The sequence below is a fragment of the Paenibacillus sp. GCM10027626 genome (assembly GCF_042676285.1).
In the GTDB taxonomy this organism is placed as follows: Bacteria; Bacillota; Bacilli; order Paenibacillales; family Paenibacillaceae; genus Paenibacillus_Z.
The window spans coordinates 1-10,746 of record NZ_JBHTHC010000050.1 but is presented as its reverse complement, the minus strand read 5'-3'; the positions used below and the strand labels follow the sequence as shown (position 1 = coordinate 10,746).

At 44.1% G+C, this 10,746-nt stretch carries 7 protein-coding genes and 1 pseudogene; 1 reads left to right on the top strand and 7 read right to left on the bottom strand.

Annotated elements, in window-relative coordinates; all coding sequences use genetic code 11:
* Positions 1-282: 282 nt before the first annotated feature.
* Entirely contained in the window at positions 283-2,472 is a 2,190-nt protein-coding gene (locus ACFQ0N_RS38060) for a family 78 glycoside hydrolase catalytic domain (protein WP_379335686.1), read from the bottom strand.
* Positions 2,473-2,696: 224 nt separating this feature from the next.
* On the opposite strand from ACFQ0N_RS38060, the gene ACFQ0N_RS38055 reads away from it, so the two are divergent.
* Positions 2,697-4,826 (top strand): transglycosylase domain-containing protein, encoded by a 2,130-nt coding sequence (locus tag ACFQ0N_RS38055; protein ID WP_379335684.1) that lies wholly within the window; start codon positions 2,697-2,699, stop codon positions 4,824-4,826.
* Between the two features lie 134 nt (positions 4,827-4,960).
* Here ACFQ0N_RS38055 and ACFQ0N_RS38050 read toward each other — a convergent pair whose 3' ends face one another.
* The 6 genes and pseudogenes from ACFQ0N_RS38050 to ACFQ0N_RS38025 all read right to left on the bottom strand — a co-directional run.
* Positions 4,961-5,998, bottom strand: a complete 1,038-nt coding sequence (locus tag ACFQ0N_RS38050) for a sensor histidine kinase (RefSeq protein ID WP_379335682.1) — start codon at positions 5,996-5,998, stop codon at positions 4,961-4,963.
* Positions 5,995-6,672 carry a response regulator transcription factor gene (locus ACFQ0N_RS38045; RefSeq protein ID WP_379335680.1) on the bottom strand — a complete coding sequence of 226 codons (678 nt, stop codon included), beginning with the start codon at positions 6,670-6,672 and terminating at the stop codon, positions 5,995-5,997. The genes ACFQ0N_RS38050 and ACFQ0N_RS38045 overlap by 4 nt, the downstream gene beginning before the upstream one ends.
* A 36-nt stretch (positions 6,673-6,708) precedes the next feature.
* Positions 6,709-8,874: an FtsX-like permease family protein gene (locus ACFQ0N_RS38040; RefSeq protein ID WP_379335678.1), complete on the bottom strand. Its 2,166-nt coding sequence runs from the start codon at positions 8,872-8,874 to the stop codon at positions 6,709-6,711.
* On the bottom strand, positions 8,864-9,643 hold the full coding sequence (locus tag ACFQ0N_RS38035; RefSeq protein WP_379335676.1) for an ABC transporter ATP-binding protein: 780 nt from the start codon (positions 9,641-9,643) through the stop codon (positions 8,864-8,866). Before ACFQ0N_RS38035 ends, ACFQ0N_RS38040 begins: the two co-directional genes overlap by 11 nt.
* Positions 9,644-9,785: 142 nt before the next feature.
* Positions 9,786-10,181: a VOC family protein gene (locus ACFQ0N_RS38030; protein WP_379335673.1), complete on the bottom strand. Its 396-nt coding sequence runs from the start codon at positions 10,179-10,181 to the stop codon at positions 9,786-9,788.
* Between the two features lie 120 nt (positions 10,182-10,301).
* Positions 10,302-10,746: pseudogene (locus ACFQ0N_RS38025) on the bottom strand (vWA domain-containing protein); the annotation flags it as partial.

Sequence of the window (10,746 nt, the reverse complement as noted above, 5' to 3'; positions counted from 1 at the left end):
GCGAAGTTAACTTTTGCCGAATTTGATCGGTTATTTGAGCTGGACAAATTACCATCGGAATGGCTAGTTTTGCTTACCAGTTTCTTGAAAATGCGACCCTAAATATTGGATAATCAACAGGCCTGCACAACGTACAACATTTGCGGCTAAAACGGTAGAATGAGGGTTCGAATGTTGTATTTTCTACAACAAACCCATTATACCCATTTCAATCGGCTGTTCCGCTCCCGCTTCCAGCTCTCGCCGAGCGAGTACAAACACCAGGTGGCAGCTAAAATCTAATTACACTACCTGTACACCGTCAGGAACTTGCAGTTTGTATGCGCCATTCTCATAATGGAATGAGATCATACCGGCCGGAACCTTCAGCTGCAGCGATACGCGGTCAAGCTCTGCGGGAATATGCGGCTCGCAGCGAATTGCCGTCCATCCCGGCTCAGCCGGCTGCAAGCCAATAATATGTTCGATCATGACCGGAACGGGAGCGCTCGCCCAAGGATGACATAGACTTGTATTCCATTTTAAATCCTTGGACCACGCCTCAAAGCATGTCGTCGCTCCCTCTTTCACCATATTGCCCCATGAATGCAATTCATCAGATGTGATTAGCCGATAAACTTCGTCATACTCCTGAACCGACGCCAACGCTTCCAATACAAAGTAGGCCATATATACGCCGCAGGACAGCTTCTTCCGCTTAATCAGCGAAACGACAGAAGCGACCGCCGCATCCGGAACGATGCCAAAATAAAGGGGCAGCACATTCGCATGCAGAGAATGATGGCTGCTTCCTGCCGCGTCACAGTAAAGCTTCGCTTTTTTATCGAAGAAGGTTTCATTGTAGGCAGCAATAAGCCGATCCAGATGGGCAGCCTCACTTTCCCCCTCCCCTTCTGCCGCAACATGCTTGCGCATCTCCCCCGCGGCCTGCACAGCACCTATATAAAATGCATTGATGACACTGTGACAACCGGGTCCAACTGGCAAGGACAGCTCAAAATCATAGCCATCCCGCATTCCTACAGGCCAATCGACTAAATTCCATTTGTCCGTTACAAGCTCCAGCAAGCCGTCCAGCCGCTCATAGCGCTTGAAATGATCCAGCAGCCCTGTTACATACGGATACATCTCCCGCAAAAAGGCCAAGTCGCCGCTCTGGCGATAATATTGCAGCAGTTGCAGCGGCCATTGAAGCGAAAAATCGGCGATTTCCTGCATATAGTGGCCTGGCGCAACCCCCATCATCCCCGGACAAATGCTGGTCGACACAGCAAAATCGGTCAATGCTTTGCGGAACATCCGCAGATCGCCAGATAAATAGGCATGGGCATGCGTAATAACGGTATTGTCGCCCAAATATTGCCCCTTCTCTCGCGACGGGCAATCCACATAGTTTTCCTGCGTGCCGTACTTGATGCCTTCGCGACAAATCGACCATACGGCATCAAGCAAAGCATTGGAGCTGGAAAATTGGCAGCTGTCATCCATTGGATAGTGACGCACAATGGTACTAAAGCTGGCCGGGTCGGCCTCCGCTTCTGTCTGTACCTCCACATAGCGAAAAGCTTTATACTCATAAAGCTCCAGCTCTTCCCCGGCTGCCTGCCCGGCCAGCGTCCAGCGCTCCTGATATGTGCAGTTGCAGCGCATCTCATATCTGACCGTAATGCCATCTTCATTCAGCTCTTCACCCGCAAAAATATTGACAGTCTGTCCGGCTGACCCGCGAGCAGTCATCTTGAATTGTCCAGTCAGCTCATGACCGAAATCAATCATGTAATGGCCCGCGCCCAGCTCGTAAATATGCTGTGGTCTCACCTCATATACTGTGAGCGGCGGAGTCAGCTGGCGGACAAACTTATAATCTGCAGCTTCCGCCTCTACAACATGACGCCACTGGCGATCGTCATAATCCGGCTCACGCCAGCCTATTTCTGCGCGGCGCTGATCGATATTTTCGAGAAATTGTGTGTCATAGCCAACCGTACCGCCGGATACAAACTGCTCAGCGTTTTTGTATTTCCACGTGGCATCTGTCTGTACAACAACCTGTTCATCGGCGGTCAGCTCTGCAATTAACCCTTGCCGCAGATCGCCGCTATTGTAAGCCCGGTTAATGAGTCCCTGATAAAAGACATGGATCGCAATGACATTCCGGCCTGCGCGCAGGAAGGGCAAAATGTTGAATTCATTATAGTAGTAGTGGAAATACGGACCCTGTGCAGGACCCTGACCGACAAATGCCCCATTCACATAAAGCTTATAATAATCGTCCGCTGTCAGCTCCAGCACCGCCGACTGCGGCAGCTTGGACAGCTCGAAGGTTTTGCGCACGAGCATATGCCGATTTTGCAAAGCAGGCGGATGCTCAGCTTTCTCTACCATTTCCAATTCCTTATGAAAACAGGGGATGGGCTGCAGGTGGCTAAAATCGGCGTCTTGCACCCACTTGGCTTTCCATTGCTTTTCCACGTTACATGTACTCCTCTCAACAGATCAAGCATCAGGCCATCTGCTAAACTTCTTGCGAATACTATAACATCATCTATGTTATCTATCATTATCGGGTTGCGCCTTAAATTTGACTGACTTTATTCTCTATTCCGGTTATGGTCCCACGTACCCAAATCGGCCCGTCGCTGCGAACAATGTAGTTTATATGTAGTAACCGTTCAGGCAGCAACAGGAGGAAGGCAATGGAACCGGAAATCAAGAAAACGAAGAACTCCAAGAAAAGGTTTAAAAAGTGGAAAAGACCGTCCTGGCGTTCAGTGCTTTTCCTGTCGATCATCGCGGTCACGGCAGCAGCAATCGCCTGCTGGGCCGGATTCCGCCTGCTGGTGGCCGCGCAAGATATTAGCCAACTCGATAAGCCGCTTCCGGCGGCAACCATATTGTACGACCGCAACGGCAAGGAAGTGGAGCGGCTGTCACGCAGCGAGATCGAACCCGTCGAATACGGCATGCTGCCGAAGCCGCTGATCGATGCGGTGACGTCTGTAGAGGACAAGCGTTTTTTCGACCATAAAGGGATGGATATGCGGGCGATCGGCCGGGCGTTCTATGTGAATTTGACGGCAGGCGGCACCGCTCAAGGCGGGAGTACAATCACGCAGCAGCTTGCCAAAAACGTCTTTCTGTCCCACGAGCGCACCTGGACGCGCAAATGGAACGAGGTACTGCTCGCGAAGAAAATCGAAGAAAGCTACGACAAGCACAAAATTATGGAAATGTACCTCAATCAAATCTATTTTGGCGAAGGGGCCTGGGGAATTAAACGGGCTGCCAAGACGTATTTCGGCAAAGCGGTTGACAAGCTGACGCTCTCGGAATCGGCTATGCTGGCGGGTCTTATTCGAGCGCCATCTGCCCTGACGCCTTACAAGCATCCGGAGAAAGCAAAGGAGCGGCGTAATCTGGTCCTTCGTCTAATGGAGGAACAAGGAAAAATCACGTCCGCCGCTTACGAAATCGCCACTCGCGAGCCGGTGAAGCTGGCCGTCGCCAAATCAGATGAAGCGTCGGCGATGAAATATCCGTATTATGTCGATCAAATGATTCGCGAAGCGGTCGCTAAATACGGATTGACGGAAAACGAGGTGCTGCGCGGCGGGCTTCGTATCTATACTGCGCTTGATACGGGCATGCAGCAAGCGGCGGAAAGTGTATATGCAGACGAGTCGTTGTTCCCGGAGAGCAAGCCGGACCAGCTCATTCAGAGCGGCGCAGTGCTGGTCGATCCCAGGGACGGGGGGATTCGGGCATTGATCGGCGGGCGCGGTGAGCAGCCGTTTCGCGGCTTCAACCGCGCATCGCAGTTGAAGCGGCAGCCGGGCTCAACGATGAAGCCGATCGCCGTTTATGCGCCGGCGCTTGCGCGAGGTTACAAGCCGAGCGATACGATCGTCGATGAACCGGTAGACTTTGGCGGCTATCGGCCCAAAAACGCCGGCGGACGTTACTACGGCGAAGTATCATTATACGAAGCGCTGGTTCGTTCGTACAATATTCCGGCGGTCAAGCTGCTCCATGAGATCGGAATCGACGCCGGTCTGGACGCCTCCGCACGATTCGGACTGGAACTGGCGGAAGGAGACCGTACGCTCAGTCTTGCGCTTGGCGGCCTTCAGGAGGGCGTTTCGCCGCTAGCTATGGCAGAAGCGTTCGGAACGTTCGCCAGCGACGGCTCCCGTATGCCGGCCCATACGATCGAGCGCATCGAGTCCGCTGACGGCATTGTTCTGGCAGACGCCGGCCAACAAGCCGCCGTGAAGGTGATTGAACCGGAAATCGCCCGCACCATGACAGCGATGCTGGAGGGCGTCGTGCGAGAAGGTACGGGCGTCGCGGCCTCGCTCCCGGACCGGCCGGTCGCAGGCAAGACTGGAACGACCGAGATGCCCGGAACCGATGGCGGCATCAAGGACAATTGGTTCGTCGGCTATACGCCGCAGCTGGTCGGCGCGGTCTGGCTCGGCTACGACAAAACGGACAGCGACCATTACTTGACGACCACTTCCAAGGCGGCTGCAGCCGTCTTCCAGGCGTTGATGGCCAAAGCGCTCGAAGGCGAGCCGGCTATCGCGTTTCCTGAAGTGAATGGCAATAAGGTAAAAGATGTGAAGATACGAAACGGCGACAACGATCATGAAAAGCTGGGCGTCAAACAGGACGACAATCAGGACGACAAACACGGGGAACGAAAAGGGAAAAAAGACAAACATAAAGAGAAAGGCAAGGATAAGAAGAAGGAAAAGGAACGCAAGAAAGCAGAGAAGAAGAACAAGGAAAAAAACAAGCATGATCGCGGCAAGGTTAACGATTGACCCTTGCACTCCTTAGTCGGTTTCACTGCCAAGCGCACAAAAAGCTGTCCATGAACCAGATCGGTCATGAACAGCTTCTTCCCTTTTTTTACTGCCGAAAAGAAACTCAATCCCCTCTCAACCATATTGATAGCTTATTGTTTCACATTTGGAAATATTAGCGATATGGTCAACCCCGAACCAAGCTCTGATTTTGCATCCAACTGAATTGCTAAATCATAAGCCATCTTGCTCACTAAGAAGAGTCCCATACCTGTTGCTTGTCTTGTATAAGTACCTCTCCTTCCAGTAAAGCCCTTATCAAAAATAAATGGTAAATCTTCTTCAGATACGCCAGGTCCATTATCACTAATATGTAGAATGGTTTGATCACTCACTTTGTCATAAACCGTTTCAAATTTCAAAATTGGACTATCCTGATTCTGTGCAACGTGTTTCGTACTATTAGCGATTATTTGTTCTAATATAAAAGCTAATCCTTTGCGGTCAGAAAAAATTCCCATTTCTTCACCTATGAACTGTATTTGAAAACCGGATTCATCTAGTAATGTTCGATGGTCTTCAATTGTCTGTTTACAAAATGCTAGTAAGTTTATAGACTCAAAAATATAATCTTTATGAGCAGCTCCAAGTCTTGCAAAAAATAGAATTCGCTCCACGTCTCCAAGCATTTGATCTCTGACATGAAACATTCGTTGCCTAACAAGAGGAGACATTTCGTCACTACGGTTATCTAATACCAATGTCATTAATGACAGAGGCTTTTTAATTTCATGAACCCATCCTTCTATATAGTTTTCATAATCGGTTAACTCAATGACTTGATCATTAAGTTCCGACTGATATGTTCTTATGACACTTCCCATTCTACGGATAAATGACCAATGTGTTTTAGGAGATACCTGACATAATATTTCTTCGTTCGTCTCATTCGGTTCTAACAAAAAATCTTGAAAAGCAGCTTCTATTATTTTTTGCTTTCTAATGATAATGAATACAGACAACGCTATCATTGCTAGAGTAAAAACAATCATGAGTCCTACTAAAACATTAAACGTTTCGGGATAAGCCAACCAAGCTAAAAAGCTAAATAGAAGATCTGTAGTAATTAAAATGAGAAACCATAGTTTATAAGCATTAAAACAATCATAGATTTGCTTTATCCATCTCATGGTTTCACTTGCCCCCTAAGTCTATAGCCCTGACCCCTTATTGTTTCAATTTGATTTTCCAAGTTTAATTGTCGCAGTGTTTTTCGTAAGCGAGTGAGATTTACTTGAAGTGCATTTTCGTCTATATATTGGTCTGTTCCCCATAAAAGTTCACTCAGTGTTGACTTGGATACAATCTCAGGTTTATTCTGTACTAAAGCCAATAAAATTCTTCCTTCATTAGCTGATAATAATAACGATTGAGATCCCTTATACAAAGTAAAGGTATTGGGGTCTAGCGAAAAACTGCCACCATCTATCAAGCCTGGTTGCCCTTCAAATCTTCTTAGCAGGTTCTGAATGCGCGCTAATAATCGATCTCGATTACATGGTTTTGTGAGATAATCATCTGCACCTAAATTAAAACCATGTAATTCATCTTGTAACTTATCTCTAGATGTAAGAATCAATATGGGTCCAATCCCTTTTGATTTTAGACTTTTGCATATTTCAAAACCTGATTGTTCCGGTAAATTAATGTCTAATAAGACTAAGTCTGGTGTCAAAGTGGCTATTTGAGCAACTATATCATGGAAATCTGCAATTGCCATCACTTCATAACCAGCTTTTTGCAATATATCCATTAACTCTTCTCTCATAAATGAATCATCTTCAACGATTGTAATCCTCGCCACTTCAACACCCCCTTCGATGTGACATTTAACGGTTCCTTAGTCTATATTTGGCTTCCAACGCAATTTATCTATCTCATGATCAGCTGAACGGGCAACTGCTACTCCATAAATGACTAAAATTACGATTACCATACATGCAAAGGTAAAGGCAATAGGATAAAGTAACGCTTTGTCATCAATGTGAATAATAACAAAAGAAATCATAGCCCTTATACCAACAGCCCCACTCACGCATGCAAGAGATATAGGTAACAGAAAGGACAACAACACCTGTCTATGCATCGATTTTTTCATTTGATTACGTTTTGCCCCCAACATGGAAAGCGTTAAATAGCGTTGTCCTGTCTGCTTCATCTGCGTCAAAAATTGTAAAGCTAATACCGTACAGGCAATAATTAAAAATAAGAATCCCATATATAGTATCGTATAACTTCCAGTAACAACGTAGAAAAGTTTACGTCCAAAGTTTTGTAAATAACTTTCAAACTCGAAGCCTGAAGATTTTAATAAATCTCTAGCCTCCATCATGGGGTTCATTAAACCTTGTTGGTCTTGCAACTTTTGTGGGATGCGAAAATTCCAATATGACACATAAGTTTCCGTATTTAATAATTGTGCAAACATAGGATCAGGGACTATAAATGCTGAAAAAATTCGTACTGAACGGTCTGCTACTAATCCTCTCATTGGAGTTGATGGGCGTATAAATAGTGCCTGATCATTAATGCTTATCAAACTTTGCCCTTCTTTTTCAGCCTTTTCAAGAATACTATCTAGTACAGGCATGCTTGCTAGATCATCCATAGGCATAAAATCCGGATTAAAATATAAAGCAATTTCATCTGAATGTAGGTTCAGTGGTTTTTCCCCTATAGCTTCTAAAAGTCCGTTATAAGATGATTCAGGAATGAGGTAAGGTGTTGTTGTATCCGTCTCTAGGACCCCAAACAGATTAAGTGCTTCAGGGTTTTCCGAGCTGACACTATACCCCTGCATTTCTCCAGATAAAACTTGCTCTTTATAGTTGTTTGGCAGAGCCATAATAATTTGCTCTCTTAATTTAGACCAATCAATTAATGACAACGGCATACCATCTTCCAGCCGCTCGCCCTGATGTTTCATCTTTCCAATTTTCAGGAGGTTTAAGTCCTCTACATATGATACCATTTTTTTTGAAGTAAGAAATTGCTCAACCTTTTGATTATCCCCATTAACAGTAAAATCATATACCGAGGAACTCCTAGTAAAAACACTTTCTAAACTTAAGATAGTTGAAGCACCATTTGCTATCAAAATGATAGACAACGTGATTAGAATAGATGTTACAGCAACAGAAGTAGATTTATTAGCTATGTTCTCTTGAAACTGCCTTAATGTAAATGTGTGCAGCCCTTTAGTGGATTTACGCTCGGACAAGCTTGCCAATAAGCCTAGTAATTTTCCAAATCCCCTCATAAAAAGGATCGTTCCTAAACTTCCGAGAGCCAATGCCACAAACAGAAACAGTCCTGCAAAATCCATAAAACGATATAAAATAATCCAATATGCAACACCTAGTAAGAGAGAACCTGCTAAAATATTGAGTACGTTGCCTTTAAAATGCCCCATATCTTGTTTCTTATCCATTTGCTCATAAAGTAATTGATGTACCTCTTGATTAAATAACCTTCCACCAAGAATGACTAGTGCTATAAACTGGATGAATAAAAAACCGATTATGGTAAAGAAAATCGCACCTATCGAAAAGCTTATTTGATGACCGATAATTCCTTGTCCGACTAATTTAGAAACCGTCAAGCTGATTATTTCTGCTAAAAATCCGCCTATTAAAATGCCTCCAACGAGTGCCAAAATAGAAGTAATTAACCCCTCTGCTAAAAGTTGAAGAACAAGGCGTTCCTTGCGCATTCCTAACATGAGGTAGAGCCCAAACTCTTTACTCCTTCGATTTAATTGGTACCGATTAGCAAATAAAATCAAGAAAAACAATAAAAATAACGCAAATAGATAAAAAATTGGCATTTGAGCTAAAAGTTTATCGATCGAATCACTTTCAAATTCCTTCAGGAATAAAATAACATCTTGTCTACCAAGTGAAAGAATGATATAAAACGAGGCTATTGCTGTTACAAGTGTTGCAAAGTAAATTAAATTCTCCTTACGACTACGTTTAGCATTACGATAGATCAGCCTAGAGAACATTCGCACTTCCTCCTCCAAGCTGAGCCATTAATTGCAAGATTCTTTCATAAAATTTCTCGCGAGACTCATCATGTTTGCGACGCAGTTCATGAAATATTACACCATCTTGAATAAAAAGGATTCTTGAGCAAAAACTTGCTGCATTAGGATCGTGGCTGACCATTAAAATAGTTCTTTCACTACTTCTATTAATACCTTCCAACTTATTCATTAATGTTCTTGCAGAACGTGTGTCCAATGCTCCTGTCGGTTCATCTGCAAGAACGATATCTGGATCAGAAATCAAACTACGTGCAGCAGCTACCCTTTGCTTTTGTCCCCCAGACATCTGAGATGGGAATTTATTAAGGATATCTGTAATTTCTAAAAAACCTGCTAGCTCATCTAATTTAGCTCGTGCTTTTGCAAAATTCACCCCATGAATAGATAATGGTAATAGTATATTTTCTTGTCCAGTTAGATTATCCAGCAATTCAAAGTCTTGAAACAAATATCCAATTCGACTACCGCGATACTCAGCTAAATCCTTACTGTCAAAAGCACTGATGTTTTTACCATTTAAAAGTACACGCCCAGATGTTGGTTTTATTATTGTTGCAATGCAGTTTAATAATGTAGTTTTACCAGATCCACTTGGTCCCATTATTCCTAAGAATTCTCCTGGGAGAATATCAAAACTAACTCCGTTTAAAGCTTTTGTTACATTGTTTTTCTTTCCGTAGTTTTTTTGTAAGTCTTGAACTTCTAGTAATTTTCCTTGTCTGGCCATTGTATAACGCTCCTTTCTTATTACATTTTCCGAAATTATAATCGAATTGAGCTATACACATTATAACCAGTATAAAAGACTAGAAACACTTACAAATGGTGTAAGGAAATAAAACCACTCTTTCGAGTGGCTCTACTTGTTTTTAAAATCCATTATGTTGGAGAAGATCCAGCCGATTTCCGTAGAGATCTTCGAAGATAACCTCAATTCCCCACGGTACCTCTTTCGGTTCACCCAAGAAATTGACACCGTTTGACTTCATTTTCTCAAAATCTCGATAGCAATCATCGGTTTGAATGACCAAGAAAACGTGGTTGGCTGCTTGAGTGCCGAGTCTTGCCGCTTTTTCAGCTGTATCGGCTTCAACAAAAACGATCGCTGTTTCAGAATCTTTTGACGGTGCGACTGTGACCCATCGCATTCCATTCCCAAAAGCATTGTCTGTTAATAAAATGAACCCTGCTTTTTTGGTATAAAAATCAATTGCCTCGTCATAGTTTTTTACCAAAATTGTAACGTGTCCTATTTTCTTCTTCATAATTTCACTCCTTTTTTCTTTGACTCGGTATTTGGGGTCATATGTTCGAAATAAAATTATTTCAACCTTCAACAAACGGTATGATACATGCGATCGTTTGTCCCCCTTACTTGCTTTGGTCTAATTCTTTATTTTATCCGTCAAATCATCGATATTCTTATTTCCTTCATCCTTGATACCGTCATAAACCTGCTTACCGTTTTGGGAAACTTCGTTATATAAACGCCTCCCTGTTTCGTCTGCGTAACGCGATGTGAAACTTTTGCGTTCGTTAATTTTTTTATAGATATCACTCCAGGGGACATCACTTTCTTTCTTCGTTTTCATATACTCAAGGGCCGCCAGCAAATTCGAATTTTCTTGGTTTGCCAGACGCTGCATCGTTTCCCGTGTCCTATTGAGCGTTCCCTGCTTCGTTTCTTTTTGAATATTGGCTTCCCCTGTTCCTTTTTCTATCCATCGCGTCCACTCGCCGCGCAATTTTTCATACACCTTATTCAAATAATTTTTTAGCGCTTCGTCATTATCGATGGAAGTAAACTCTCCGCCGCCGGATGCAGCAACC